Origin of the sequence: Kitasatospora sp. NPDC127116, from assembly GCF_042677365.1 — a bacterium.
Taxonomy (GTDB): domain Bacteria; phylum Actinomycetota; class Actinomycetes; order Streptomycetales; family Streptomycetaceae; genus Kitasatospora; species Kitasatospora lactacystinica.
Map to the genome: position 1 here is coordinate 1 of NZ_JBHXTL010000031.1, position 25,586 is coordinate 25,586.

Genomic DNA, 25,586 nt, shown 5'->3' on the forward strand with positions numbered 1-25,586 from the left:
GGCCCGGCTCGGGGCCGGGCCCGAAGGGTCCCCGGGAGGGAACGCCTCGGTGGAGACCGGTGTGACCGTGCGACCGGTGTGCTCAGCGGGTGCCGAGGCGGTCCGGGGCCGGGCGCGGGGCGGCCACCGGGGCCGCGCCGGTGTCCGGGGCCGTCGTGTCCGGGCCCGTCGTGGTCGGGGCCGTCGTGATCGGAGCGGCCGGGGTGGGGCGCAGGGGCCACCAGAGGGAGCGGCCGAGGAGAGCGGCCAGGGCCGGGACCACGCCGAGCGAGAGGACCAGGGCGGAGAGCAGGATGCCGAGGGTCAGCGAGAAGGCGATCTGCTCGCTGCCCGGGGTGGTCGCCAGGGTGGCGAAGGAACCGGCCAGGACGAGACCGGCCGTGGCGACGGTCGGGGCGGTGTGCCGGACGGCGCGGGCCACGGCGGCGCGGGGCGCACCGGGCCGCCGCATCTCCTCACGGATGCGGTCGGTGACGAGGATGTTGTAGTCGGTGCCCAGGGCGACGACGAACAGGAACAGCACCAGCGGGAGCGTGAAGGCGACGCCCGGCTCGCCCAGGCCGTGCTGGAACAGCAGCGTGGCGGCGCCCAGGGTGGCGGCGAACCCGAGGCCGACGGCGAGCATCAGGACCACCGGGGCCAGCAGGCTGCGCAGGAGCAGCAGCAGGATCAGGGCGATCAGGGCGGCCGCGACCGGGAAGACCACGGTCAGGTCGTGGTCGACGGCGGTGGAGATGTCGGCGAAGACCGCCGCCGTGCCGCCGACGTGGGCGCTGGTCCCGGGCGGGGTGTGCGCGGCGACCGCGGCACGGACCGGGCCGGAGGCCAGGTCGCGGGCCCGCTGGCTCTGCGGGTCGGCGTTCAGGTAGACCTCGATCCGGGCGGCGCGGTGGTCCTCGTTGAGGACGGTCCGGCCCACCTGGCCGACGCCCTCGACCCCGGTCAGGGCCCGGGAGAGGCCGTCGAACCGGCCGGCGTCGAGGGTGCCGCCGTCCTGGGCGACGAGGTAGACGGCCGTCGGGTCGGAGACGCCGGCCGGCAGGGCGCGGGAGATCTCCGCGGCGGTGGCCGCGGCCGCCGTCGTGGAGCCGTCCGCCAGGCTGTAGTCCATCCGCAGCCCGGCCGTGCCGGCGGCCAGCGCGCCGAGCAGGGCGACGGAGGCCGCCAGCAGCGCCAGCGGCCGGCGGGCGACGAGGCCGCCGAAACGGGCGGCGACGCCCTCACGCGGAACCTGCCGCAGACCGCGCGAGGGCCAGAACATCCCGCGGCCGCAGGCGGCGAGCAGGGCGGGCATCAGGGTGAGGCTGCCCAGCAGCATGACCAGCACCGCGACGGCGATGGCCGGGCCGAGCGAACGGAACTGGCCGAAGGTCGCGACGCCCAGGGTGGCGAAGGCGGCGACGATGGTCAGCGCCGCGGAGGTGATCGCGGTGCCCACCCGGCCCGCCACCTCGGCGGCCGCCTCCCGGGCGGGCTGGTCGGGCCGCGCCCGCAGGTGCTCGCGGAACCGGAAGAGCAGGAACAGCAGGTAGTCGACGCCGATGCCGAGCAGGACCACGGAGATCAGGCCCGGGGTGGAGGCATCCAGCTTCAGACCGGCGAGCGCCGCCGCGCCCGCCACGGCTCCGCCGGCCACGCCGCCGATCACGGCGACCGCGAGCAGCGGCAGCACGGCCGCGAGCACGCTGCGGAACACCAGCACGTTGAGCAGGACGATCAGCACCGTCACGAGGGCGCTGCCGATCATCGCGGCGGTCCGGTTGGCGTCGGCGCTGTCGGCGGCCTGGGCCAGGCCGCCGGTGAACCCGGTGCGCATCCCGAGCTCGGCGAAGCGCGCGCGGGCGTCGTCCCGGAAGGCCTTGTAGACGCCCTGCACCCCCTCCTCCGTCGCGTTGCCGGTCAGCTCGACCGAGAGCAGCTCGAAGGTCCGGTCGGGCGCCAGCATGGCGGGCGCGATCCGGGGCGTCTGGGAGTGGTCGGGCACGAGGAACTTCGGCTCGTCCTCCTTCCTCGGCATGACGACCCGGCGCCCGGCGAGCTTCGCCGCCGCGGCCTCGACCTGCTGCTGGTCGGCGGCGGTGAGCGCCCCGCCGTCGGTCCGGGCGACCAGCACCGTGATCGTGGTGGCGTCCGGCTTCACGCCGAAGTTGTCCTCGGCGATGCGCAGCGCGGCGGCCGAGTCGTAGCTGCGCGGCAGGAAGTCCCCGCTCTGGGACCCGGTCACCCGGGACATCAGCATCGGTGCCAGGACGCTCAGCCCCATGCCCAGCACCGCCCAGACGGCGATGACCTTCCACGCGTGTCTGGTGGCGAATCCGGTCAGTGCGCGGATCACGATTCCTCCGGCTGATGGACGCGAACGTCGGTGTCGGCGCCGGGGGTTCCCGGCCTGTCTCCAGACCATCAGGGCGAGGGGGTCCCGGGCGTCCGGGCAGCGGACGATCCGCGCCGGGGCCCGCGGTCCTCCACCTGGGACGGAACCAGGACCGTGGTCCTGGTCCGCCCTCCCGGCGTCGGCCGCGGGGACCACGTCCGGGCTGGAGGGCCGGTGCCAGAATGGCTGCGTCAGTGATCAGCCGGGAGGACCAGATGAACGGGCGTCAGCGCGCCGGGGCGGCCGCGGGTACGGACGGCCCGCCGGGGGAACGGACGGCGAACGGCGTCGACGGGCGGCCGGGGCGGTGGACGGACGGGCTGCCGTGGACCCAGGGCGACGCCCTGGTGGCCGTCGGCGCCGGCACGGTCGACCTGCTCGGGTACCTGCTCCTCGACCGGATCGCCGACGGCCGGGGCATCACCGTGCCGGTCTTCGTCCTGGTCGCCCTCGCGGGCCTGCCGCTGCTCGCCCGGCGCAGCCGCCCGGTGCCGGCGCTCGCCGCCGTCCTGGTGCTCCAGACGGCCGTCGAGCTCTCCACCGCCCCGGCCGGCGCCCGGTTCGGCGCCGTCCTGACCGTCGCCCTGTACTCGGTCGGCCGCAACTGCACCGTCCAGGTCACGGTGGCCGCCGGCGCGGCGACGGCGGTGGTCACGCCGCTGAGCCAGGGCCACTTCCACTCCCTGACCTGGGAGGCGGTCATCGCCGCGCCCTTCTCCGCCGCCCTGGTGGGCGCCGCCGGTCTGGCGGTCTCGCGCTGGCAGCGGGAGGTGGCCGCCAACCGCCGACTGCTGGCAGACCGCGCGGTCGCCGAGGAGCGCCGCCGCATCGCCCGGGAGCTGCACGACATCGTGGCCCACCACATCACCACCATGCAGCTGATGGCCGGCGGTGCCCGGGCCAACCTCGGCAGGCCGGAGGTGGTCCGGGACGCCCTGGTCACCCTGGAGTCCTCGGGACGGCTGGCCCTGCGCGAGATGCGCCAGCTGCTGAACGTCCTGCGGACCGGCGACGAACCGGACGCCGCCCCGCCGTTGCCCCAGCCCGGGGCGGACGAACTCGACCGGCTGGTGGACGAGTCCTGCCTGGCCGGGCTGTCGACCGAGTTCACCGTCGACGGGCCCCGGCGACCACTGCCGCCCACCGTCGGCCTGACCGTGTTCCGGATCGTCCAGGAGGGCCTCACCAACGCCCGCAAGTACGCCGGCCCCGCCCGGGCCTCCGTCCGCCTGGCGTACCACCCGGACCGGGTCACCGTCGAGGTGCGGGACGACGGCGGCGGCGCGCCCCCGCCGGAGTGCGCCCCGGGTGCGGGCCGGGCGGGGTACGGCCTGATCGGCATGCGCGAGCGCGTCGCCCTGCACGGCGGCACCCTGGAGACCGGCCCGCAGCCGGGCGGCGGCTTCGCCGTGGTGGCCGAGCTGCCGCTGAGCTCCGCCGAATCGTCCGAGGCGGCCGTCCAGCACGGCGGGGCGGGCCGATGACCGACCCGACCAGCCGTGCCGACGGCAACGACACCGGCACCGGCACCGACGGCGCCGGGCCCGCCCCGGCGATCAAGGTGCTCATCGTCGACGACCAGCCGCTGGTCCGCCGCGGCCTGTCCCTGATCCTCTTCCCCGACCCGTCCTTCGAGGTGGTCGGCGAGGCCGAGGACGGGGAGCGGGCCGTCGCCGCCGCCCTCCGGCTGCGCCCCGACGTCGTGGTGATGGACATCCGGATGCCCGTCCTGGACGGCGTCGGCGCGACCGGGGAACTGGCCCGCGTCCTGCCCGGCTGCCGGGTGCTCGCCCTCAGCACCTTCGACATGGACGAGTACGTGGTGGCCGCGCTGCGCGCCGGTGCCCACGGGTTCCTGCCCAAGGACGTCTCCCCGGAGGAGCTGGCCACCGCGATCCGGACCGTGCACGCCGGGGAGGCGGTGGTCGCTCCGCGGCTGCTCACCCGGCTGATCTCCGCCTACGTCCGGACTCCGGGCGCCACCGCCGCGCCGCCGGCCGCCGCCACCGGCACGGACGACCTCACGCCCCGGGAGGTCGAGGTGTGGCGGCTGATCGCCACCGGCCTCGACAACACCGCGATCTCACTGGCCCTGGACATCAGCGTGTCGACGGTGAAGAACTACATCACCAGCATCTTCGGCAAGCTCGACGTCCGGGACCGCGCCCAGGCGGTCATCGCGGCCTACGAGTCCGGCCTGGTCACCGCCCGCACCGGGAACGGCGACCAGGCCGGAGGGCGCGCCTAGCCGAACGGCCGCGCGGGCCGCGACCGGCGGCCCGGGGGCTCACCGGGCCGCCGCCTCCGGGAGGCACCGGCCGTCCCGGCCGACGAGGCGCATCCCTTCCAAGTCCACTGGACCGGCAGCGACTTGAGGCCGTTCTGGAAGTTGGAGACCAGGTGCCGCGGCGGCCGGCCCGGGACCAGCGCGAGCCCGGGCAGGCGCTCGATCAGCCGGCGAAGCATCGATCGCAGCTGGAGCCGGGCGAGTTGGGCACCGAGGCAGAAGTGCGGGCCGTGGCCGAAGCTCACGTGGTCGTTCGGGCTGCGGGTGATGTCGAAGCGGTCCGGCTCGGGGAACACCTCCGCGTCCCGGTTGGCGGAGGCGTGGTAGACCACCACCTTGTCGCCCCGCCGGATCGTCCGGCCGCCCAGCTCCACGTCCCGCGTCGCCGTGCGGCGGAAGTCCGTCACCGGCGCCCAGTGGCGCAGCATCTCCTCGACCGCGGAGGGCACCAAGTCGGGATTAGCGCACAGCAGTTGGTACTGCTCCGGGTGGCCGAGCAAGGTGTACAGGCCGCCGGGCAGGCCGTTGCGGACGGTCTCGTTCCCGGCGACGGCGAAGAGGAAGAACATGGTCTCGAACTCCTCGGCCGTCAGGCCCGCTTCGAGCGTCCGGGAGAGCAGGCCGCCCGGGGCGGGCCGCCGGGCCAGGCCGTGGGCGTAGGCGAACATGTCCGCCAGCGCGGCGCGGGAGCGGGGGTTGACCGGGCGGCCGTCCGGGGCGGTCCGGGTGGTGGGGCGGTGGGCGAGCGCGGCACGGCCGAGCTCGGTGAGTGCGGCCGGCTCCACGGTGCTGGAGTGGGCGTAGTCGGCGTCCTGGTAGCCGATCACCCGGTTCGCCCAGTCCAGCAGCAGCAACCGGTCCTGCTCCGGCACGCCCATCACCCGGGCCAGTGTCCACACCGGCAGGTCGGCGGCGAGCTGGACGAAGTCCGCGCGACCGGCCGGCCGCACCTCCTCGATCAGCTCCCGCACCCGGCCGTCGACCGCCTCGGCCAGTTCCGCGAGGGCGCGCGGGGTGAACGCCGCGGCGACGATCCGGCGCAGCCGGGAGTGGTCGGGCGGGTCCTGGTTGAGCATCATCGCCCGGGCGAACTCCAGGTCCGCCGGGGTGTCGGGGTCGCGGATCTGGGTGGCGCCCAGGTGCGAGGAGAACAGCTCGGGGCTGCGCAGCACCTGCTTCACGTCCCCGTGCCGCAGCACCGCCCAGTACCCGGGGCCTCCGGGCCACCCGCCGATCGGAGGCTCCTCGACCCAACAGACGGGAACGGACTCGCGGAGTTTCCGCAAGAGTTCGTGAGGAACGCCGTGGGCGTAGGTGTCCGGGAGGAAGATCTGGTTGACGTACGCCTGATCGAGGGTCACATGGACGGACGGTACGTCAGGGTCATCACGATGTCATGGACGGTGAAAAGGTGTTCGAGTTCAATGGGATGGTCGGTCCGGACGATCGCCGCCTCGACGACGGCGGCGAGCGCTGGACCACGCAGCCGACCGGCGGGGCCACGACGGGCCACACGCCGGCCGACCGGTTCCGGCCCGCCACCGAGGACGAGGCCGGACAGGCACTCGACGGCGGCCGGAGCCGCGAGGCGCGCACGTTCTGCTAGGCACGGTTCGATGTCGGCGCCGAGCGCGGCGAGGAGGCCGGTGACGCGCCGGTGACGAGGGCACGGAGGGCCGGGCCTTCCATAATGGTGCCCATTCGACACGCCGGGCGGTGGGGGCGAGCAGGTGCAGGGCTGGCAGGTCAGGAACGGCATCGAGAACAGCACGGTCAACGGCAGCACCTTCCAGGCGCGCGAACTGACCGTCCACCAGTACGCAGCGCCGGCTGCCGTCGAGGTGCGGTGGCCGGTGGTGATCGGGCGGATCCCGCCCAGGGCGACGGCCTTCCAGCCCCGGGAGGAGCTGCGCCGGGCCATCGACGAGGCCCGCGGGGAGTACGGGACGGTCGTGCTGAGCCAGGTGCTGGCGGGCGGTGGCGGCGTCGGCAAGTCGCAGCTCGCGGCGCACTACGCGCGCGCGGCCGTCGAGGCGGGCACCGACCTGGTGCTGTGGGCCGACGCGGCCGAGCCGTCCGCCGTGACCGAGCTGTACGCCCGGGCCGCCGTGGAGCTCCGGGTGCCCGGGGCGAGCGGTGAGGCCGAGCAGGACGCGGAGCGCTTCCTCGCCTGGCTGGCCGCCACCGACCGGAGCTGGCTGGTCGTCCTCGACAACACCACCGAGCACACGCCCGAGGAGCTGTGGCCCGTCACCAGCCGGGGCGGGCGCGGACGGGTCATCGCGACCACCCGTCACCGGGGAGCCGCCAGTACGGGCGGCGACCGGACCCTCGTGGACGTCACCACGTACTCCCCCGCCGAGTCCGCCGCCTATCTCGCCGAGCGGCTGGAGCGGGCCAAGTGCGCCCGCTTCCTCGACGAGCACGCGGAGGAGCTCGCCGAGGCGCTGGGCCACCTGCCGCTGGCGCTGGCCCACGCGGCCGCCTGCATGGTCAACACCCGGCGCGGTTGCGGCCGTTACCTGGAACTGTTCCGTGACCGCTCGCGCAGCCTGGACGCCGTGCTGCCGGCCCGCTCCGGTGCCGACGGCTACCGGGGGCCGGTCGCGGCGGCGCTGCTGCTGGCCCTCGACGCGGCGCAGCAGGAGGAGCCGGTCGGGCTCGCCGGGCCGGTCCTCCGGTTGGCGGCGCTGCTGGACCCGGCCGGGCATCCGCAGGAGCTGTGGGGCACCGGGCCGGTGCTGGAGCATCTCGGCAGGGTCCGCGGCGCGACCGTCACGGCCGACGACGCGATGGAGGCGCTCGCGCTGCTGCACAACTACAGCCTCGTCACCCTCACCGAGACCTCCCACCGGGAGGTGACCCTCCATGCGCTCACCGCCCGTGCCGCCCTCGACACGGCTCCCGACTCGACGCGGGCGGGCATCGTGGTCGCCGAGGCCCTTCTCGAACTGTGGCCGACCGCGGACTACGGCGTGCAGGGTCTGGCCGCGACGCTCCGGGCCAACACCGACGTGCTCACCAGGCACGGGCCCACCGGCCTGATCCAGCGGCCGCTGGGGATGCACCTGCTGCTGTTCCGCTGCGGCGCGAGCCTCGTGGAGGCGGGCCTGTACGCCACCGGCATCCAGTACTGGACGCATCTCGCCAGCACGAGCGAGCGCGTCCTGGGAGGCGACCATCCCGACACTCTCGCGGCCCTCGGGAACCTCGCGCAGTCGTGCTGGGAGGCCGGACGCACCGACGAGGCGATGAGTCTCCAGGAGCAGGTCCTCGCCGACCTCCAACGCCTCCACGGCAGTGACCACCCCACCGTCCTGATGGCCCGCAACAACCTGGCCGCCACCTACTCGGAGGCCGGACGCGTCGAGGACGCCATCGGCCTCCAGGAGCAGGTCCTCGCCGACCGCCGGCACGAGCTGGGCGCCGACCACCCCGACACCCTCACGTCCCGCAACAACCTGGCCGCCACCTACCTGGAGGCCGGACGCGTCGAGGACGCCGTCGGCCTCCAGGAGCGGGTCCTCGCCGACCGCCGGCGCGTCCTCGGCGGCGACCACCCGGACACCCTCACGTCCCGCAACAACCTCGCGGTCATGTACCTGCACGCCGGAGACGTGGAGCGAGGGGTGGAGATGCTCCGCCGGGCGGCGGCGGACCTCGACCGCGTCCTCGGGCCGGACCATCCGTCGACCGTCCTGGCCAGGGAGAACCTGCTCGAAGTGACGGGGGAACCTCAGCCCGAGGCCGCCCAGGACAGCAGCAGCCGCAGCCCGTCGTCCGACGCCGAGCCCGGGTCGGCGGTGTAGGTCACCAGCGCCTGGCCGGGGTCGTCGGCCGGCCGCAGGGTGTCGTACACGAGGTCCAGCGTGCCGGCCAGGGGGTGGCGGAAGGCCTTGCGGCCCGAGGTCTTGTCGGCGACCGGGTGGTCGGCCCACATCCGCTGGAACTCTTCGCTGCCCAGGCAGAGTTGGCCGATCAGCTCGGCGAGCAGCGGGTCGTCGGGGCGGCGGCCGGCCTCCAGGTGGAGGAAGGCGACGTTCTCCCGGGCGCACGCGGCCCAGTCGGCGTAGAGCTCGCGGGAGGCCGGGTCGAGGAAGGTGATGCGGGCGATGTTGCGCTCCTCGACGGGCAGGGCGCCGTAGTCGCCGAGGAGCGCGACGGCGGCGTGGTTCCAGGCCAGGACGTCCATCCGGTGGCCCATCACCAGGGCCGGGGTGTGCGGGAGCTGCTCCAGCAGGCGCAGCAGCGAGGGGCGGGGCCGCTGGCGCTCGACGGGGCGGCGGGGGCGGGCCGCGGGCCGGGCGAGGCGGTGCAGGTGGCCGGACTCGTCGGGGGCCAGCCGCAGGGCGCGGGCGACGGCGTCGAGGACGGCGTCCGAGGGGTTGCCGACGCGGCCCTGTTCGAGGCGGGTGTAGTAGTCGACGCTGACTCCGGCGAGGTGGGCGAGCTCCTCGCGGCGCAGCCCGGCGACGCGGCGGCGGCCGCCGTAGTCGGGGAGGTCGACGTCCTCGGGCCGCAGGCCGGCGCGGCGGGTGCGGAGGAATTCGCTCAGGGCGCTGCTCGGGTTCACGTCATGGATTGTCACCCGGACGGGTGCCGCCGTGGCGTGGGCACTAAGGGGGCGGCGGCGCCGGGCGCGGGGGGGGGGGCGGGGGGCGCGCCGGACGGTCGGTCACGGGCCGCCTTCCGCCATCGGGCGGACCGAGGGCCTGGAGGAGGAACCGGGCCCGAGCAGTCCGCCGACCAGCGAGCCGGCGCCGTCGTGGTCGCTCCCCGCCGAGCCGCTGCCGTTCTGGAGGTTGGCCGTCCGGTCGATCTCCAGCCAGGAGTCGGCGTTCGAGTTGTCCACGACCGTGATCAGCCCGCCGCCGGCCGCCGCGGGCGACGCGGCTCCCGCGAGCAGGGCGCAGGCTCCGGCCAGCCCCAGCGCGGTGGCCCGCAGGGCCGCGGCCGGCGAGGGCGGGGCGGCCCCGCGCAGCCCGGTCCTCATGCCGTCACCGCCATCAGCCCGCTGGAGCGCGAGATGTTCCGCTCCAGCAGCTCGGTGGACTCCCGCACGCCGACCTGCTCGCGCCCCCCGGCCGGGGCCGGCAGCCGCCCGTCGGCGCTCTTCAGCCCGGCCAGCGCCTCGTCCATCGCCCGGTGCGCGGCGAACAGGCACGGCGTGCTGTAGATGGCCACGTCCACCCCCAGCTCCGACAGCTCCGAGAGCGACAGCCGGGGCGACTTCCCGCCCGCGATCTGGTTGAACAGCAGGGGCTTGTCGCCGACCGCCTGGCGGATCCGGCGGATCCACTCCTCGCTGCGCACACCGTCCACCAGCACCACGTCGGCGTCGGTGGCGGCGAGCGCCCGGGCCCGGCGCAGGATGTCGTCCTCCTCGGTGGCGTCGGTGCGGGCGACCACCACCAGGTCCGTCCGGTTGGCGAGGACGAGCTCCAGCTTCTCCAGGTACTCCTCCAGCGGCAGCACCAGCTTGCCGTCCGCGTGCCCGCAGCGGCGCGGCCGCTTCTGGTCCTCCAGGATCACGCCCGACGCGCCGATCCGTTCGAGCCTGCGCACGACGTGGCAGGCCACCTCCGGATCGACGTACCCGTCGTCGATGTCGACCAGCAGGTGGTGCCGGGGGAAGGCCCCGCGCAGCCGCTCGACGAATCCCACCATGTCGGGCCAGGCGATGAAACCGATGTCGGGCAGCCCGTAGTAGGAGGCCGCGAAGCCGAAGCCGGAGACGAACATGCCGTCGTAGTGCTCGGCCGCGATGGAGGCCGAGTACATGTCGTGGACGCCGATCAGGGGCGTCGTCCCCGGGCCCGCGATCTCCGCGCGAAGCCGCTGTCCGGGGCTGTCCGATGCCGTGTTTCCGTAGTACAAGGCCTACTCCTTGCTAGGGATGACTTTGCCTGAACTTGGTGTTCATCAGACCGAACTGAGGTGTCATCACTATGCGCCCTTTAATGTTCCGTGGGCAAATCTTTAAGAGAGGTTCCCTCGTTAGAGTGAATGCAGGCAGGCAATAGGAAAGCCTTCAAATCTGGTGATCCGACAAATGAGCCGGCGCGTCGGCACGATGGAGGGCGGCCGGGGTGACGTCACGGCCGTCGAGAAGGCGGAGAAGGCGGAGAAGGCGGAGAAGGCGGAGGAGGTGGAGAGAGCGGAGACCTGGAAAGCGTGGAAAGCGGCCGGGGCCCGCCCGGTGGGGGCGGGCCCCGGCGAGGGGTCGGGCGTTCAGGCGCTCGGGACCGGGGGGACCGCGCGGCGTTCGCGCAGCGTCCGGAGCATCCGGCGGGTGGCCTTGGTCGCGACCGGGGGCAGGAGTTCGAGGGCGAGCCGGCGCGGCGTGGAGCGCTGGACCGGGGCCTTGACCTGGTAGTTGAGGCGCAGCACCTTGGTGTCGGCGATGGTGTCCTCGTCGACGGTGTACCCCTCGGCCCACCAGTCGCGCTCCTTCAGGACCGCCCGGACGGCCGCCGCGTCTCCCCAGGTGCCGTAGAACTTCATCGGGGTGAGCAGGACCGGCCGCAGTCCGCCGGTGAAGACCGCCTCCCAGACCGCGGCGGAGACGCCCGGAGTGTGCTCGGAGCGGTAGTCGTCCAGGGCGACCACGCCGTTCTCGGCGAGCGCGGCGCGGGCCACGGCGATGTCCCCGGCGACGTGTTCGTAGAGGTGGGAGGCGTCGACGTGGACGAAGCGGCAGCTGTGCGCCCGGACGCGGCCGTCGGCCAGCACCGAGGTCGGGGCCTGCACTATCTCGGGCAGTTCGCCGTGGAAGGCGAGGTAATTGGCCTCGAAGGCGCTGCGGGTGAGGGTCCTGCGGTAGGACATGTTCATCTCGGCGGCGTTCTCGGCGTCGCCCGCCTCGGAGTCGAACAGGTCGCAGACCGTCAGCCGCTCGCCCGGCCGCAGGTGGTCGCCGAGCAGGACGGCGCTGCGGCCGAGGTAGCTGCCGAGCTCCAGGACGTCGCCGGTGACGCCGGCCGCGCTCTGGGCGGACAGCAGGTGGCCGAAGGCGGCCCGGTCGAGGCTGAAGAACCAGCCGGGAATGTCGTCCCGCTTCAGCGGCGCGGAGTGGACTGCGGCCTCGACCGCGGTCTCGGAATCGGGCACGGCGGCCTCCAGGGGGACGGCGGGGCGCGGTGGCGGATCACGCCCGCGGAGGGGGGACGCCGAGGACGTGAGGCGGATCATCATAGCGACGCCGGGGCCGGGGGGAACCAGGTGCGGAACAGCCTGAATTCGGATTTTCGCTCTGCCGTTCGGCAGGGGCGTGCGCCTTCGGTTTTGCTCTGGATTCGCCTGGTCGGCCTAGCGTTCCGAGGACTGCGGCTCCGTCGGTGCGTCGGGGGCCTCCGACGACTCCGCCCCGGCCGCCCGATCCAGCTCCGCGACGGTCTCGGACAGCCAGGCCCGCTCGGCCGCCGTGGAGGCCCGGGCGACGAGCAGCATCCCGCGCCGGAAGGGGTTCGGCTCGCGCTCGGCGGTCACCGGCTGCCCCGTCCCGTCGTAGAAGAAGCTGCTCGGAGCGTCCAGGAAGGCCAGTCGGCGGCGGAGCACGGCGGCCTGCCGGGGCGGGTCGGCGAGATGGTGCAGGAACGTGGTGACGGTGAAGAAGCGGATCTGGTCGGTGATCTCGGCCTGCTCCGGGTCGGCCAGTCGGCGCAGCAGTTCGGCCCGCCCCCGCGCCGTCAGCTCCAGCGTCTGCCGCGGTGCGGCGCCGCTGCCCGGTTCGGTGCGGCGGTGCAGCAGTCCGGCCTTCTCCAGCCGGGCGATGGCGGGGTAGAGCGCGCCGTCGCTCACCGGTCGGACATGACCGGTCAGTCCGGCGATCCGGGACTTGAGCTCGTAGCCGTGAAGCGGCTGGTCGTACAGGAAGCCGAGGATCGCGAGCGTCAACACGGCTGGAGCCCTTCGGTCGGAGTGCGCCCTGTGGAGCCGTCATGTTACCTCTTGTCGATGTGCCTCGAAACGATGTATCTCTATTCGAGGCAGGTCGAGAGGGCCGCAGCCGATCGAGGGGAGCCGAGGCGGGCCAGGCCGCGCCGGGGCGAGCCGGGGGCGGCCCGGTCACGCACGAGCAGCACAGGGGAAGGGAGAAGGGCATGCGCGGCCAGTTGCGCCGGCTCACGGCATTGGCGGTACCCGTCTACGCGGAGCTGCTGTCCGGGGTGATCGCCTCGGTGATCGGGGCCCTCTGGGTGGCCGGTCTCGGCGGGGCCGCGGTCGCCGCCGTCACCCTGGCCGGCACCGTCGAGAACCTGCTGCTCGGCCTGGTCCTGGTGGTCGCCTCCGGCACCAGCGTCAGGCTCTCCCACGCCCTCGGAGCGGGCGACCACGCCGAAGCCGCCCGGACCACCCGCGCGGCCTGGCGGCTCTGTGCCGCCGTCAGTGCGGCGCTCGCCGTCCCCGGCTTCCTGCTGCGCGACCGGCTGGCAGGCGCCTTCCTGGACGGCGAAGCCGCCGAACAGGCCGCCGGCTACCTCGCCGTCGCGTTCCCGGCCTTCGCGCTCTTCGTCGGCCAGCGCGTCGCCGACGAGCTGTTCAAGGGCGCGGGCGACACCCGCACCCCGATGCGGCTCGCCCTGCTCTCCAACGCGCTGCTGCTCCTCCTCGACCCCCTGCTGATCCTCGGCCCGGGGCCGCTGCCCGCCCTCGGCGTGCCGGGCGCCGCCCTGGCCCTGGTCCTCTCCCGGGCGATCGCCCTCGCCGTCACCCTGCGAGTGCGGCGAGGGCGGCGACTGAGGCAGCCGGTGGGACGCACGGAGCCGCAGCCGGGGCGACGCGAGGGACCGCAGCCGCAGGACCCCGGCGGCACCGGGGGAGCGGGCGCGGCGGCGGTACGGATCCTGCGCGCGGGCGCACCCTTCGGTCTGGACTTCACCGCCCGGATGGCCGTCGGAACCGCCCAACTCGGCCTGGTCGCGAGCTTCGGCGTCGCCGCGGTGGCCGGCTACGGCCTCGGCTACCGCGTCCTGCTCGTCGTCACCATGGCCTTCTACGCGCTGCGCCAGGCCGCCGCGATCGAGGCGGCACGGCTGACCGGCGCGGGAGAGGGCGCAGCGCTGAACAACCTGCGCCGCGCCACCGGACGCCTCGCCGCGCTGCTCGGTGGGGTGGCGGCGGTGCTTGCCGTCACCCTCGCCGTGCCGCTGACCGCGCTCTTCACCGAGGACCGGGCGGTGGCCGCGCAGTCCGTCGGCTTCCTGCGCTCGGCGGCCCTCTACCTGCTGCCGTACGCACTGGTGGTGGCGGTCGGCGGAGTGCACCAGGCGGCGGGCGCCGGGCGCCCGCTGGTGGTCTCCGTCCTGCTCGGTCTCGGGGCCCAACTCACCGCCTCGGCGGCCCTGTCCGGGCCGCTGGGGGTGTCGGGGGTGTGGCTCGGGCCGGCGGTGGGCGCGGCCGTCCAGCTCGCGTTGCTCGCCGCACTGACACGGTCGCGGAGTCCGCGCGGGGCCGCAGCGGGCCTGTGCCAGAGTGGGGGCCATGGCCCCCACCCCGGACGGGCGGCCGATCCCGCCCCCGCACGCCGATGAACGCGCAATGCTGGAGAGCTGGTTGGACTTCCAGCGGGCCACGCTCGTCCGCAAGGTCGACGGGCTCGACGACCGGCAGGTGCGGCTGGCGTCCGTCCCGCCGTCCACGATGACCCTGCTGGGGCTGGTTCAGCATGTCACCGAGGTCGAACGCAACTGGTATCAGCGGGTGTTCGCCGGGCAGGACGCCCCGCCGGTGTACGGCGTGGACAACGCCGACGGCTACGGGCTGGACCCGGTGCGCGGGATGGCCGAGGCGCTGGTGGACTGGAGGAGGGAGATCGACCGGGGCCGGGAACTGACCGCGGACCAGCCGCTGGACGCGGCCGGCCCGCTCTCCCCGCAGGCCGCCGCGGTGATCGGCGCGGACAGCGTCTCGCTGCGCTGGATCCTGGTGCACCTGATCGAGGAGTACGCCCGCCACAACGGCCACGCCGACCTGCTCCGGGAGTGCGTCGACGGCGTCACCGGGGTCTGAACCGAACCTGGGCCCGAACCGAACCTGGGCCCGAACCGGACCCGGGCCTGAACCGAACCGGAGGGTGGACCGGTCCGGAGTGTGACAGCAAGGGCGTTGCTCACCGCCGGCCGGTGGCCTCCGGCCGCGCGCCCGACGCCGGACCGGCGGCCGGATCGGCGGCCCCACCGGCCGTCGGTCCAGCCGCCCGTCCGGGCAGCCGCGCGGCGAGCAGCGTCCCCGCGCCGGCCACCGCCGCCATGGTCAGCGCGGACGGCGCGAGCGCCGCGCCGGGGTCCGTGCGGCCGGCGGCGGTGGTGGCCAGGGCGATGCCCAGGGCCGTGCCGGTGTTCAGGACGGTCTGCTGCAGGCCGCCCGCGACCCCGGCCCGGGCGGCGGGCACACCCCGGACCACCATCGTGGTGGCGGTGGCCATCACCGCACCGAAGCCGGTGCCGAGCAGCGCGAAGCAGCCGCCGATCGCGAGCGTCCCGGAACCGGTGCCGAGCCCCGCGGTGAGCAGCGCCCCCGCGGTGATCATTGCCATCCCCGGCAGCACCACCGCCCGTTCGCCGTGACGCTTCGCCAGCCGGGCGGAGCCGGGCGCCGCGAGGATCATCGCCACGGCGAGCGGCATCGCCCGCAGGGCGCTCTGCAGGGGGTCGAGCCCGAGCACGTCCTGGAGGTAGTAGGTGGCCGGGAAGAGTGCGCCCTGGAGGGCGGCGGAGGCGGCGAGCAGGACGACGAGCGGCGGCGCGACGGCCGTGGAGCGGAGCAGCGCGGGCGGCAGCAGGGGGTCGGGGGTCCGGCGTTCGTGCCGGACCAGGAGGAGGGCGAGGACTCCGGCCGCGGCGAGGCAGAGCAGCGGGACGGCCGGCCGGCCGATGTCCGGCAGCGTCACCAGGCTCTCCACCAGGAAGGCCAGCGCGAGTGCGAGCAGGGCCGCGCCGGGCAGGTCGAGCCCGCTGCCGTGCTCGCTGCCGGGCCCGCTGCCGTGCTGGCCGTCGTGCCTGCTGCCGCGCCCGGCGGCCGGGGACCGGGTGCTGGGCGATCCGGCCCCGGCCGGCACCGCGAGCGCCGCCAGGAGGGCGGCCGCGGCGGGCAGCAGGCCCAGCAGGAAGACCGACCGCCAGCCGAGGTGCGCGGTCAGCGCCCCGCCGACCAGTGGCCCCGCCGCCGCCGCGAGCCCGATGGCGGCGGTGCGGATGGCGATCGGACCGGCCAGGCGGTCGGCGGGCCAGGCGGTCCGGAGCATGCCCAGGGTGGCCGGTTGCAGCAGCGCGCCGGCCGCGCCCTGCAGGACGCGCAGGGCGACGACCCAGCCGATGCCGGGCGCCACGGCGATCCCGAGCGAGGCGGCGGCGAAGCCGGTCACGCCGAGCGCGAAGACCCGCCGGTGCCCGTACCGGTCGCCGAGGCGGCCGGCGAAGACCAGCAGGGCGGCGACGGTGACCAGGTAGCCGGTGCCGGCCCACTGGACGGCGGCGACGGAGGTGTGCAGGTCGTGCTGGAGGGCCGGTCGGGCGACGGTCAGCGCGGTGCCGTCGACGGCGACCAGGACGGCGCCGGTGATGCTCGCGGCCAGGACGAGCCCCCGGCGGTGCCGCGGGTTCACCGCGCGGCCGGGCCGAGGTGGGCGTCCAGCGTCGCGCGCAGCAGCGGCTCGATGGAATCGTCGCCGGTGATGAGCCGCAGGCTGCCCCAGGTGCGCAGCTGGGCGAGGCCGTGCAGGTTGGACCAGAGGGCGGCGGTGGCGGCGGCCGGATCGTCGGAGCGCGGGTGCACCTCGGAGACCAGGCCGACGAAGGTCAGGAAGAGCGGCAGGGTGGTGCGGCGCAGTTCGGCACCGCTGCCCTCCAGCAGGTCGTGACGGAACATCAGCTCGAACATGCCGGGGTTGGCGGCCGCGAAGCCGAGGTAGGCGCGGGCGAGCGCGTCGAGGCGGGTGCGGGCGTCGGCGCCGGTGGTGGCGGTGATGGCGTCGGCTCCCGCGAGGGTGTCGGTGAGCCTGCTGAAGCCCTGCTGGGCGATGGCGGCGAGCAGCTCGCGGTGGGTGGGGAAGTAGCGGCGGGGCGCGCCGTGCGAGACCCCGGCGCGGCGGGCGATCTCGCGCAGGCCGAGCGCCTGGACGCCGCCCTCGGCCACCAACTCGACGCCGGCGGCCACCAGTCGGGCCCGTAGGTCCTGTTCCTGTTCGGTCATGAAGACACTGTCTACCAGGTGCTCGTAGACAGTGTCTACTCGCGTTCGCGGGAGCGCCCCGGGCAGAATCGACCCCATGGACGAAGGCGGCGAGCCGGCCTGCTGGCTGGACCGGGTGTGCCCGGAGTGCGGACGGCTGCGCGAGCGGCCCGGGCCGGGGCCCTGCGAGAACTGCGGCGCCGACGGTGAAGCCGACGGGGAGAGCCGGGGCGGCCCGCCGGACTCGGCGGAGCCCCGGGAGGCCTGACCCGGGCGCCGCACGGACCGGGGTGGCGAGCCGGCCGGACGGCCCCGGGTGGGGCGGCCCGCGGGAGGCAGCAGCCGCTACTGCTGCGGCGGCTGGTCGCGGAACTGGTTCTTGAGCTGCTCCTGGGCGGCGTCCACCTGACCGCTGTACTTGCCCTCGGTGCGCTGGTCGACGGTGTCGCCCGCCTTGTCGACGGCTTTGTCGCCCTGCTCCTCGTGGCCCTTCAGCAGGTTCTTGAGCTTATCCATCATGGACATCTGGTCACACTCCTGGATGAGACGCCCCCACCCCTCCAATATCACCGCGCACGCCACGACCCGCATCTCGCAAGGTCTGCGTAAAGGCTTGGCAACGGGATTCCGGTCATGTCAAATCATGACCCTCATGACCTTCACGGCCCGTCGGATGGAGCTCCCTTGATGCTGCGCACCCGTCGCCCCACCTCCCCGCTCGACCGCTCCGACCCGGAGGACCCCGCCACCTCCACAGGGCGCCCGCGAACCGCGGTCACCCGGCGTGGCGCGGGCGCCGCCCTGACCGTCGCCGCGCTGGTCGCCCCGCTGCTGCTGGCCGGCGCCGGCAGCGCCTCGGCCGACCCGGACCCGGCGCGCAAGGGCGCCAAGCTGGCCTCCCGGCTGGTCGAGGCGAGCAGTGCCCGGGACGCGCGGGCCACGCTGGCCGCGCTCCAGTTGATCGCGGACCGCAACGGCGGTACCCGGGTGGCCGGTTCGAAGGGGCACGACCAGTCCGCGCAGTACGTCTACGAGCAGGCGCGCCGGGCCGGGCTCAAGGTGTCCAAGCAGGAGTTCGTGTACACCTTCTTCGAGGCCCGCTCCGAGCGCCTCGACGTGGTCTCCCCGAAGGCCGAATCGGTGCCGGTGATCGCCATGACGTACTCGGTGGGCGGCCCGGAGGCGGGCCTGACCGCGGACCTGGCGGTCGCCCCGGTCGGCGCCACCACCGGCTGCACGCCCGCCGACTACCCGTCGGGCGCCTTCACCGGCAAGATCGCCCTGATCCGGCGCGGCGGATGCTCCTTCGCCGAGAAGCAGGCCGCCGCGGCCGCCGTCGGCGCGACCGGGGCGATCATCTACAACAACACCGAGGGCACCCTGAACGGGACGCTCAGCGAGCCGACGGCGGGGCGGATCCCGACCGGCGGGATCACCCAGGCCGCGGGCCAGGCCCTGGCCGCCCAGGCCGCCGCCGGGCCCGTCCGGGTGACCCTGGACATCCGGACCTTCATGGAGCAGCGCAGGACCTGGAACGTCATCGCCGAGACCCGCGGCGGCGACCCGGACCACACCGTGATGGTCGGCGCGCACCTCGACTCCGTCCCCGAGGGGCCGGGCATCAACGACAACGGCTCCGGCACGGCCGGCGTCCTGGAGGTCGCGAAGAACCTCAGCGTCCACCCGGTGAAGAACAAGGTCAGGTTCGCCTGGTGGTCGGCCGAGGAGTTCGGCCTCAAGGGCGCCGAGGCGTACGTGAACTCCCTCTCCGACGCGGAGAAGAAGAAGATCGGCCTCTACCTCAACTTCGACATGATCGCGTCCCCCAACTACGCGCAGTTCGTCTACAACGGCTCGGGCAGCGCCGGCGGCGACGCGGGCCCCGAGGGCTCGGCGCAGCTGGAACGGGACATCAACGGCTACCTGGACGGCCGGGGCCTGCCGCACGACCCGACCCTCTTCGACGGCCGCTCCGACTACGGTCCGTTCATCGACGCGGGCATCCCGGCCGGCGGCACCGACACCGGCGCCGAGAAGGTCAAGTCCCCGGAGCAGGCGGCCCGTTACGGCGGCACCGCCGGCGCCGCGTACGACGGGTGCTACCACAAGGCCTGCGACAACCTGGGCAACATCGACATGGGCGTCTTCGACGTCAACATCGACGTGATCGCGAACGCCGTCGGCACCTACGCCTGGGACCTCTCCTCGCTCCACCGGCCCGTCCCGGCCCAGCGCCCGGCCGCCAAGGCGGCGCCCGGCGCCGCGGCGACCGGTATCAGCGGCACGAGCGACGCCCACTCCGGCGGGGTGGCGGCCTGACGCCCGGGTGGGCCCGCGGCCGCTCCCGGCCGGCGGGCCCACCCGACCGCCGTACCCGACCGCTCCGTCCGAGACTGCTCCATCCGGGACCTCCCCGCCTCATCGCCCCTGGTGGCCGTGGGTGCGGTCACCGTAGCGCAGGACACTGACAATCCGGCCACGGACCGGTACGGTGCCGCGCGGAGCGCATCCGCCGAGACCCGGTGGGTGCGCCGGGTCCGGTCCTGACACCATGGGACCGAGATCACGACACGGTGACATCCTCGGAGGAGTCAGCAACATGAGCACGCACTACGACGTCGTCGTCCTCGGCGCGGGCCCCGGCGGCTACACCGCCGCCGTCCGCTCGGCCCAGCTGGGCCTGAAGGTCGCGGTCATCGAGGCCAAGTACTGGGGCGGCGTCTGCCTCAACGTCGGCTGCATCCCCTCCAAGGCCCTGCTGCGCAACGCCGAGCTCGCCCACATCTTCACCAAGGAGGCCAAGACCTTCGGCATCAAGGTCGAGGGCCAGGTGACCTTCGACTTCGGCGAGGCCTTCCGGCGCAGCCGCACGGTCGCCGACGGCCGGGTCAAGGGCGTCCACTACCTGATGAAGAAGAACGGCATCACCGAGTACGACGGCTGGGGCACCTTCGTCGACGAGCACACCCTCCAGGTCGCGCTGAGCGGCGGCGGCTTCGAGGTCGTCACCTTCGACAACTGCGTCATCGCCGCCGGTGCCACCACCCGCCTGCTGCCCGGCACCAGCCTGAGCGACCGCGTGGTCACCTACGAGGAGCAGATCCTCACCGAGCAGCTGCCGGAGAGCATCATCATCGCGGGCGCCGGCGCGATCGGCGTCGAGTTCGCCTACGTGCTCCACAACTACGGCGTGAAGGTCACCATCGTCGAGTTCCTGGACCGCGTGGTGCCGCTGGAGGACGTCGAGGTCTCCACCGAACTCGCCAAGCAGTACCGCAAGCTGGGCATCGAGGTGCTGACCTCCACCCGGGTCGAGTCGATCGACGACAGCGACCCGAACGCCAAGGTCCGGGTCACCGTCACCAAGGACGGGCAGCAGCAGGTGCTGGAGGCCGACAAGGTGCTCCAGGCGATCGGCTTCGCGCCGCGGGTCAACGGCTACGGCCTGGAGAACACCGGGGTCAAGCTCACCGACCGCAACGCCATCGCGGTGGACGGCCGCGGCCGCACCAGCGTCGAGCACATCTTCGCGATCGGCGACGTGACCGCCAAGCTGATGCTCGCGCACGCCGCCGAGACGATGGCCGTGATCGCCGCCGAGACCATCGGCGGGGCGGAGACCATGGAGGTGGACTTCGTCATGATCCCGCGCGCCACCTACTGCCAGCCGCAGATCGCCTCCTTCGGGTACACCGAGGCCCAGGCGCGCGAGCTGGGTTACGACGTCAAGGTCGCCAAGTTCCCGTTCACCGCCAACGGCAAGGCGCACGGCCTCGGCCACCCGATCGGCTTCGTCAAGGTCATCAGCGACAACACGCACGGCGAGCTGCTCGGTGCCCACCTGATCGGCCCCGAGGTCACCGAGCTGCTGCCGGAGCTGACGCTGGCCCAGCAGTGGGACCTGACCGTCCACGAGGTCGCCCGCAACGTGCACGCCCACCCGACCCTGGGCGAGGCCGTCAAGGAGGCCATCCACGGCCTGGCCGGGCACATGATCAACATGTGACGACCGACCCTCGGCACGCGCCGCGCCCCCGTCGAGCGACTGCCCGGCGGGGGGGCGGCCCGGTTCCGGGCCGATCGGCAGGAGCGGCCCCCGGGCTCCGGTCCGGGCCCCTCAGACGTGCCCGGCGATCAGGCCGAGCCGACCGTCGAAGCGACGGTAGAGCACCCGGCCCCGACCGGTGACCGGGTGCGCGAAGAACAGGAACGGCAGCTCCGCGCCCGCCAGCCGGTCGACGGCCTGCGCCTGCGTCAGCCGGGGCGCGCCGTACGGACTGAGGGTGATCGGCGAGGTCCGGCGGCCCGCCGGTCCGGCCGGGACGGTACGGGCGAGGCGGTAGCCGGTCGGTCCGACCCGGTAGACCACGGCGTCGGTCTCGGTCGCCGGATCGGTGAACAGGTGGATGTCGTAGTCCATCGCGTCCATGGTCCGGGCAGCGGCCTCCGGCGAGCACCAGACCAGCGAGGGCTCCTTGTGCCGGACCACCCGGAGCTCGCGGAGCTCGCCGCCGGCCGGCCCGGTGGGGGCCGCGGCGCGGTGGCCCGGCCACGGGCGCGGCGCCCAGGCCCCGGTGACGGCCCTGATCCTGCCGCGCAGCGCGTCGCTCACCCGGTCGAGCGAGTCGCCGAGCCCGGCCGCGGCCTCCTGGACGCGGATCCGCCGGCCGTCCACCTCGGCGTTCACCTGCGCCAGCACGCCTCCGGCCACGGCCGCGAGCCGTACCCGCAGGGCCTCCACCAGCGTCCCCACTCCCGGAGCCGCCGCCGCGGCGCCCACCCGGGCCCGCGCCTCGGCCAGGACCTCGCAGGTCAGCCCCTCGAACGCCCTCACCGTGACCAACTCGCCCATCCCAGGCCCTTCCACTCCCAGCCGGCGCAATACCGGCGACCAGGATTCCCGCCCCCGTTCCGCGCGGCCAGGGCCCAACGGCCCCACCGGGAGGGCCGGGCGGACCAGCCGCGGTCCCGGGGCGGGCCGTCGGGGGCGGGGAGTGGCGGGGCCAGGCGGGGAGTGGGGGCGGCCCCGTTGCGGAGCACCGGGCACTCACCCGCCGCGCCGACGCCGCGCCCTGATCCGACGCGAATGGTCGGACACGTCCTAGCCGCCGGGTGCGCCGCGGGAGCGCAGCTCGCCGAGCACCGCCCAGGCGACCGACACCACCGGCACGGCCACCACCGCGCCCAGGATTCCCGCCAGCACGGTGCCGCCGGCCACCGACACGGCGATGGCCACCGGGTGGATGCGGACGGACCAGCCGAGCACCAGCGGATGCAGCAGGTGGCCCTCGATCTGGCCGATGACCACGATCAGGGCGAGCACCAGCAGGGCGATCACCGGCCCGCGGGCGGCGAGCGCGACCACGGAGGCGATCGCCAGGGCGATCGGGGAGCCGATCAGCGGGACGAGCGTCGCCACGAACTCCAGCAGCATCAGCGGCATGACCAGCGGCACCCGCAGGACCGCCAGCGCGATGCCCACCAGCACGGCGTTGGAGGCCGCCACGATCAGCACGCCCCGGGTGTAGCCCGCGAAGGTGCGCCAGGCGGTACGACCGGCACGGTCCCAGGCCGACCGGCTCCGGGCCGGCATCTGCCGCTGCGCCCAGGACCACATCCGGTCGCCGGAGTGCAGGAAGAACACCGAGCAGAAGACCGCGAGCGCCAGCCCCGTGACCAGCTCGACGATCCGGCCGGCGCCGCTGAGCGCGGTGCTGACCAGGGCGGAGCGGTGGGCCGAGACGAACGCGCCGATCTTGGCCCGCAGGTCGGTGACGGTGCCGGGGCGCAGGTGGAAGGGGGCGCCGGTGAGCCAGCGGTCGATCCGGGAGAGCCCGCCGCGCAGCTCGTTGCCCAGCCGGGTCCACTCGTCGGCGACGGTCGTGCCGACCAGCGCCAGCACCCCGCCGACGAGCACGAGGGTGCAGAGGAAGGCGATCACGACGGCGAGCGAGCGCGGCGTGCCCCGGGCCAGCAGGTCGACCAGCGGGCGCAGCACGGAGGTGATGACCAGGGCCACGAACAGGGCGACGACCACCAGCTGGAGCCTGGCGAGGACGTCGACGACCAGGTAGGCGAAGAGTCCGAGCAGCGCCAGCCGCCAGGTGTACCCGGCCGCCGTCCGCAGGCCGGAGGGGACGTGTTCCCCGGACGGGGACGGGCCCCGGGCCGGCGCCCCCGCGCGGGTCCGGCGGGCCGGCACCCGGGGACGGCGGCTGCCCAGCGGCCCGGGCCGCCGGTCCGGTTCGGCGCCGTTCACTCCCACGGGCGGTCTGCCGGGTGTAAACGCGCGGGGCCGGGGCAGGCGCGAAGCGGCACCGGTCTCCCTCGGGAGGACAGTGGTCCTCCGTGTACAAGCGGTCGGATGTGGGGAGAATCGATGACGCAGGGTGGGGGGAGAAGGAGGCAGACATGAGAAGCCTCACGCGCCGTTACGCGGTGACGCTCCCCGGCCCGATCGGCGGGCACGCCCCACTGTGCTCGGTCGTCGTGCACGAGACGCAGATCGTGGGGCCCGACGGCGGCCTGGTCTGGGAGAGTGCGGACGGCGACCTGCGGGTGGAGATCGCCAGCGGGGTGGCCACCGTCCTGGATTCTCCCGGAGCCGGCAGCCGGCACCCGTGCCTGATGGCGGTGCCGCTGCCCTGAGCACGCGGCCGGGACGCGTGCCGCAACGAAGGCGATGCGTGCCGCAACGAAGGCGATGGAGGAGCGGAGGCGACGCGGGCGGGCGTCGCGACGGACGGTCACCGCGTGGTGGCGGCCAAGGCCTCGCGCACGGTGACCAGGCAGGGGTCGCAGTACCGGTCCGGCCCGGCCGCACCGGCACCGTCCGCTGCCGGGACGACGCGCTGGGAGGGCTCCAGGAACCGCCCGCAGAGCGAGGACGACGCGTCGTCCTTCGCCACCACGTGCCACACCACGGCGGGCGGGGAGACCGCCGGGTCGTGCTCGGCCCACATCTCGTACACGGCGCTACCTCCGGATCGCTGGGGGCTCGGTGAGTCCATGCAAACCCGGGCTCTGCCGAACGGCCACCGGGCCAGACCCGGTGGGATGGTTGTGGGCCGGTGGTGGTCAGGCCCGGCGCGGGCACCGGCTCACTCCCGGCGGTCGGAGCCCCGACGCTCGGCGCCCGGGCGCCCCGGGGCACCGGTCCGGTCGCGGCCCTGGCCGGCGGCCAGGCGGCGCCGGATCACCAGCAGGTCGAGTCCGGCGAGGGCGGCGAACCCGGCGCACAGGGCGGCGAAGAAGGCGTAGGTCCCCCGGTTGGGCGCGGGGCCCGGGCCGGCCAGCGCGGCCAGCACGGCGAAGGCCACCGTCCCGCCGACGAACAGGACCAGGAAGACCCGGGACAGCAGCCGCCGCAGCTCCAGGTCCGAACGGGCGGTCACCGGCTCGGTGCCCCGGCGCACCGATTCCTCGGGCCGCAGCTGCGGCGTCGTCCGGCCGGGGCCCTGCGAGGTGTGCGGGAAGTCGTGGCGCTCGCCGCTCCGGCGACGGGCCCCGCCGCCGTGCTGCACGCTCGGTCTGCGTTGTACGGACATGACGACCCCCGAACGGAGTCGATCGGTGGTGTTCCGTCGGTGCGCCTACCCGCGCCCGGCGCCGGTACACGTCGGCGGGTGCCCACCCGCGCTGGTCGAGCCGCAGCCGGACCGCCGGCCGTCGGCCCGGCCGGAGGTCTCAGGGGGTGACTGCGTACTCGGTGAACCGGCCGCAGGCCTGGAATCCGAGACGGCGGTAGACCGGTTCCCCGTCCGATGACGCCTGCAGGACCGCGGTGCGGTAGCCCGCGTCGTGGGCCGTGCGCAGGGTGGCCAGGGTGATGGCTCCGCCGTACCCGCGGCGGCGGTCGGGGGCGAGGGTCGCGATGTTGTAGATCCCGGCGACACCCGCGAAGAGAAAGACCTCGGCCGAGCAGACCGGTCGTCCGTCCGCGTAGCCGATGAGGTAGCGCGCCGGGCAGTCGGGGGCCAGGGCCCGCTCGGTCGCATCGGCGTAGAAGCGGCGGACGGTGGCGGCCGGCGGGTCCCAGTTCGCGGCCAGGACCATCGCGTAGTCGGCGAGTCGTTCGGGAGTCGTCACGGGACGGATCTCCAGGCCGTCGGCGTGGGGCTCCGGCGGGGCGGTGCGCAGATCCATCCACATGCCGGTCTCGGTCTCGGAGGCCTTGAGGCCGACGTCGGTCAACAGCGCGGCGATGTCCGGGGGTGCGGTGGCGGGGCCGACCCACCAGGAGAAGGGCCGGCCGGTCGCGGTCAGTGTGCGGACCGTCTCCGTCACCCGGTCGCGAGCGGTGTCGTCGGTGAAACGCGCGGCCGCCACGATGTTGAAGGTGTCGTCGTCGAGCCCGCTGTCGGCGATCACGAGATCGGCCGTCTCGGTGACGGTCGAGTGCTTCGTGCGGCGGTGCAGGTGGCAGGCGTGTTCGGCCAGGTTCTGCTCCATCCTGGCCAACAGGTCGGAATCGTCGGACGCGGTATGTCCTGTCTCGTTCATGTCCGGCACGATCTCACCCACAAGCGGGACCGCCGAGTGAATAAGGGTGCTGCAAAGGTTTTCGCTCCCGGCCTTCGGGCGACACCCGGCCCCGGGGCCGGCGGGCTGCGGGGCCCGGCCGGGCGCCGGGCTGCGGTCGCGCTGGTGCCCGCGCGGGATCATCGCGGCGCCGGCGCCCGGTGGATTCGGCCGCTGTTCAACGGGGCGTGGCCCGGCCGATGATCCACGACTGCTCCCGGTGCCTACCGTCGG

At 74.5% G+C, this 25,586-nt stretch carries 25 protein-coding genes; 10 read left to right on the top strand and 15 right to left on the bottom strand.

What is annotated here, in order from left to right; translation table 11 throughout:
• Positions 1-82: 82 nt before the first annotated feature.
• Positions 83-2,335, bottom strand: coding sequence for an MMPL family transporter (locus tag ACFVHV_RS15070; RefSeq protein ID WP_380351485.1), 2,253 nt, complete (start codon positions 2,333-2,335; stop codon positions 83-85).
• 254 nt (positions 2,336-2,589) lie between these two features.
• Here ACFVHV_RS15070 and ACFVHV_RS15075 point away from each other — a divergent pair, with 254 nt between their 5' ends.
• Complete coding sequence (locus tag ACFVHV_RS15075) at positions 2,590-3,858, top strand: sensor histidine kinase (RefSeq protein WP_380351486.1); 1,269 nt, start codon at positions 2,590-2,592, stop codon at positions 3,856-3,858.
• Positions 3,855-4,622 carry a response regulator transcription factor gene (locus ACFVHV_RS15080; RefSeq protein ID WP_359898796.1) on the top strand — a complete coding sequence of 256 codons (768 nt, stop codon included), beginning with the start codon at positions 3,855-3,857 and terminating at the stop codon, positions 4,620-4,622. Before ACFVHV_RS15075 ends, ACFVHV_RS15080 begins: the two co-directional genes overlap by 4 nt.
• On the opposite strand, the gene ACFVHV_RS15085 is transcribed toward ACFVHV_RS15080, so the two are convergent.
• On the bottom strand, positions 4,619-6,022 hold the full coding sequence (locus ACFVHV_RS15085; protein ID WP_380351488.1) for a cytochrome P450: 1,404 nt from the start codon (positions 6,020-6,022) through the stop codon (positions 4,619-4,621). The two genes, ACFVHV_RS15080 and ACFVHV_RS15085, sit on opposite strands and share 4 nt — an antisense overlap.
• Before the next feature lie 35 nt (positions 6,023-6,057).
• Between ACFVHV_RS15085 and ACFVHV_RS15090 the strand changes: the two genes are divergently transcribed.
• On the top strand, positions 6,058-6,267 hold the full coding sequence (locus tag ACFVHV_RS15090) for a hypothetical protein (protein ID WP_359898800.1): 210 nt from the start codon (positions 6,058-6,060) through the stop codon (positions 6,265-6,267).
• A gap of 124 nt (positions 6,268-6,391) precedes the next feature.
• Positions 6,392-8,470 (top strand): tetratricopeptide repeat protein, encoded by a 2,079-nt coding sequence (locus ACFVHV_RS15095; RefSeq protein ID WP_380351490.1) that lies wholly within the window; start codon positions 6,392-6,394, stop codon positions 8,468-8,470.
• Here ACFVHV_RS15095 and ACFVHV_RS15100 read toward each other — a convergent pair.
• From ACFVHV_RS15100 to ACFVHV_RS15120, 5 genes are all read right to left on the bottom strand, one after another.
• Positions 8,398-9,234, bottom strand: coding sequence for a helix-turn-helix transcriptional regulator (locus tag ACFVHV_RS15100; protein ID WP_359898804.1), 837 nt, complete (start codon positions 9,232-9,234; stop codon positions 8,398-8,400). The genes ACFVHV_RS15095 and ACFVHV_RS15100 overlap by 73 nt on opposite strands.
• Positions 9,235-9,336: 102 nt before the next feature.
• Entirely contained in the window at positions 9,337-9,654 is a 318-nt protein-coding gene (locus ACFVHV_RS15105) for a hypothetical protein (RefSeq protein ID WP_380351491.1), read from the bottom strand.
• Positions 9,651-10,538, bottom strand: a complete 888-nt coding sequence (locus ACFVHV_RS15110; protein WP_359903241.1) for an isocitrate lyase/PEP mutase family protein — start codon at positions 10,536-10,538, stop codon at positions 9,651-9,653. Before ACFVHV_RS15110 ends, ACFVHV_RS15105 begins: the two co-directional genes overlap by 4 nt.
• A gap of 354 nt (positions 10,539-10,892) precedes the next feature.
• Positions 10,893-11,771, bottom strand: coding sequence for a class I SAM-dependent methyltransferase (locus ACFVHV_RS15115; protein ID WP_359903238.1), 879 nt, complete (start codon positions 11,769-11,771; stop codon positions 10,893-10,895).
• A 198-nt stretch (positions 11,772-11,969) separates the two neighbouring features.
• Positions 11,970-12,560 carry a PadR family transcriptional regulator gene (locus tag ACFVHV_RS15120; RefSeq protein ID WP_380351493.1) on the bottom strand — a complete coding sequence of 197 codons (591 nt, stop codon included), beginning with the start codon at positions 12,558-12,560 and terminating at the stop codon, positions 11,970-11,972.
• 203 nt (positions 12,561-12,763) lie between these two features.
• Here ACFVHV_RS15120 and ACFVHV_RS15125 point away from each other — a divergent pair, with 203 nt between their 5' ends.
• The gene (locus ACFVHV_RS15125; RefSeq protein ID WP_380351495.1) at positions 12,764-14,194 is read left to right on the top strand and encodes an MATE family efflux transporter; all 1,431 of its coding nucleotides are present in this window, start codon (positions 12,764-12,766) and stop codon (positions 14,192-14,194) included.
• The gene (locus ACFVHV_RS15130) at positions 14,145-14,672 is read left to right on the top strand and encodes a DinB family protein (RefSeq protein WP_380351497.1); all 528 of its coding nucleotides are present in this window, start codon (positions 14,145-14,147) and stop codon (positions 14,670-14,672) included. Before ACFVHV_RS15125 ends, ACFVHV_RS15130 begins: the two co-directional genes overlap by 50 nt.
• A gap of 100 nt (positions 14,673-14,772) precedes the next feature.
• On the opposite strand, the gene ACFVHV_RS15135 is transcribed toward ACFVHV_RS15130, so the two are convergent.
• Both ACFVHV_RS15135 and ACFVHV_RS15140 read right to left on the bottom strand, forming a co-directional pair.
• Positions 14,773-16,266: an MFS transporter gene (locus tag ACFVHV_RS15135; protein WP_380351498.1), complete on the bottom strand. Its 1,494-nt coding sequence runs from the start codon at positions 16,264-16,266 to the stop codon at positions 14,773-14,775.
• Positions 16,263-16,853, bottom strand: a complete 591-nt coding sequence (locus ACFVHV_RS15140; protein ID WP_380351500.1) for a TetR/AcrR family transcriptional regulator — start codon at positions 16,851-16,853, stop codon at positions 16,263-16,265. Before ACFVHV_RS15140 ends, ACFVHV_RS15135 begins: the two co-directional genes overlap by 4 nt.
• 76 nt (positions 16,854-16,929) lie before the next feature.
• On the opposite strand from ACFVHV_RS15140, the gene ACFVHV_RS15145 reads away from it, so the two are divergent.
• Positions 16,930-17,100: a hypothetical protein gene (locus ACFVHV_RS15145; RefSeq protein WP_380351502.1), complete on the top strand. Its 171-nt coding sequence runs from the start codon at positions 16,930-16,932 to the stop codon at positions 17,098-17,100.
• Between the two features lie 77 nt (positions 17,101-17,177).
• On the opposite strand, the gene ACFVHV_RS15150 is transcribed toward ACFVHV_RS15145, so the two are convergent.
• Complete coding sequence (locus tag ACFVHV_RS15150) at positions 17,178-17,357, bottom strand: antitoxin (protein WP_359903219.1); 180 nt, start codon at positions 17,355-17,357, stop codon at positions 17,178-17,180.
• Between the two features lie 162 nt (positions 17,358-17,519).
• On the opposite strand from ACFVHV_RS15150, the gene ACFVHV_RS15155 reads away from it, so the two are divergent.
• Positions 17,520-19,151 carry a M28 family peptidase gene (locus ACFVHV_RS15155; protein WP_380351504.1) on the top strand — a complete coding sequence of 544 codons (1,632 nt, stop codon included), beginning with the start codon at positions 17,520-17,522 and terminating at the stop codon, positions 19,149-19,151.
• Between the two features lie 280 nt (positions 19,152-19,431).
• Positions 19,432-20,838, top strand: a complete 1,407-nt coding sequence (gene lpdA / locus ACFVHV_RS15160; protein ID WP_359903214.1) for a dihydrolipoyl dehydrogenase — start codon at positions 19,432-19,434, stop codon at positions 20,836-20,838.
• 111 nt (positions 20,839-20,949) lie between these two features.
• Here lpdA and ACFVHV_RS15165 read toward each other — a convergent pair whose 3' ends face one another.
• On the bottom strand, positions 20,950-21,684 hold the full coding sequence (locus tag ACFVHV_RS15165) for a sigma 54 modulation/S30EA ribosomal C-terminal domain-containing protein (protein WP_359903212.1): 735 nt from the start codon (positions 21,682-21,684) through the stop codon (positions 20,950-20,952).
• A 249-nt stretch (positions 21,685-21,933) separates the two neighbouring features.
• Complete coding sequence (locus ACFVHV_RS15170; RefSeq protein ID WP_359903209.1) at positions 21,934-23,097, bottom strand: AI-2E family transporter; 1,164 nt, start codon at positions 23,095-23,097, stop codon at positions 21,934-21,936.
• Positions 23,098-23,243: 146 nt separating this feature from the next.
• Between ACFVHV_RS15170 and ACFVHV_RS15175 the strand changes: the two genes are divergently transcribed.
• A complete protein-coding gene (locus tag ACFVHV_RS15175) occupies positions 23,244-23,480 on the top strand; it encodes a DUF6296 family protein (RefSeq protein ID WP_359903206.1) in 237 nt (78 codons plus the stop codon).
• A 98-nt stretch (positions 23,481-23,578) separates the two neighbouring features.
• Here the strand turns inward: ACFVHV_RS15175 and ACFVHV_RS15180 are convergent, their stop codons facing one another.
• The 3 genes from ACFVHV_RS15180 to ACFVHV_RS15190 form a co-directional block, all read right to left on the bottom strand.
• On the bottom strand, positions 23,579-23,803 hold the full coding sequence (locus tag ACFVHV_RS15180; RefSeq protein ID WP_359903204.1) for a hypothetical protein: 225 nt from the start codon (positions 23,801-23,803) through the stop codon (positions 23,579-23,581).
• A 129-nt stretch (positions 23,804-23,932) separates the two neighbouring features.
• Positions 23,933-24,379, bottom strand: a complete 447-nt coding sequence (locus ACFVHV_RS15185) for a DUF6343 family protein (protein ID WP_359903201.1) — start codon at positions 24,377-24,379, stop codon at positions 23,933-23,935.
• 139 nt (positions 24,380-24,518) lie between these two features.
• Positions 24,519-25,283 (bottom strand): GNAT family N-acetyltransferase, encoded by a 765-nt coding sequence (locus ACFVHV_RS15190; protein ID WP_359903290.1) that lies wholly within the window; start codon positions 25,281-25,283, stop codon positions 24,519-24,521.
• Positions 25,284-25,586 lie beyond the last annotated feature (303 nt).

Bases quoted from the DNA above. Each gene is read 5' to 3' on its own strand.
- ACFVHV_RS15075 (WP_380351486.1), top strand. From the start codon at position 2,590: ATGAACGGGCGTCAGCGCGCCGGGGCGGCCGCGGGTACGGACGGCCCG.
- ACFVHV_RS15080 (WP_359898796.1), top strand. From the start codon at position 3,855: ATGACCGACCCGACCAGCCGTGCCGACGGCAACGACACCGGCACCGGC.
- ACFVHV_RS15090 (WP_359898800.1), top strand. From the start codon at position 6,058: ATGGACGGTGAAAAGGTGTTCGAGTTCAATGGGATGGTCGGTCCGGAC.
- ACFVHV_RS15105 (WP_380351491.1), bottom strand. From the start codon at position 9,654: ATGAGGACCGGGCTGCGCGGGGCCGCCCCGCCCTCGCCGGCCGCGGCC.
- ACFVHV_RS15125 (WP_380351495.1), top strand. From the start codon at position 12,764: ATGCGCGGCCAGTTGCGCCGGCTCACGGCATTGGCGGTACCCGTCTAC.
- ACFVHV_RS15130 (WP_380351497.1), top strand. From the start codon at position 14,145: ATGGCCCCCACCCCGGACGGGCGGCCGATCCCGCCCCCGCACGCCGAT.
- ACFVHV_RS15140 (WP_380351500.1), bottom strand. From the start codon at position 16,853: ATGACCGAACAGGAACAGGACCTACGGGCCCGACTGGTGGCCGCCGGC.
- ACFVHV_RS15145 (WP_380351502.1), top strand. From the start codon at position 16,930: ATGGACGAAGGCGGCGAGCCGGCCTGCTGGCTGGACCGGGTGTGCCCG.
- ACFVHV_RS15150 (WP_359903219.1), bottom strand. From the start codon at position 17,357: ATGTCCATGATGGATAAGCTCAAGAACCTGCTGAAGGGCCACGAGGAG.
- ACFVHV_RS15155 (WP_380351504.1), top strand. From the start codon at position 17,520: ATGCTGCGCACCCGTCGCCCCACCTCCCCGCTCGACCGCTCCGACCCG.
- lpdA (WP_359903214.1), top strand. From the start codon at position 19,432: ATGAGCACGCACTACGACGTCGTCGTCCTCGGCGCGGGCCCCGGCGGC.
- ACFVHV_RS15165 (WP_359903212.1), bottom strand. From the start codon at position 21,684: ATGGGCGAGTTGGTCACGGTGAGGGCGTTCGAGGGGCTGACCTGCGAG.
- ACFVHV_RS15175 (WP_359903206.1), top strand. From the start codon at position 23,244: ATGAGAAGCCTCACGCGCCGTTACGCGGTGACGCTCCCCGGCCCGATC.
- ACFVHV_RS15185 (WP_359903201.1), bottom strand. From the start codon at position 24,379: ATGTCCGTACAACGCAGACCGAGCGTGCAGCACGGCGGCGGGGCCCGT.
- ACFVHV_RS15190 (WP_359903290.1), bottom strand. From the start codon at position 25,283: ATGGAGCAGAACCTGGCCGAACACGCCTGCCACCTGCACCGCCGCACG.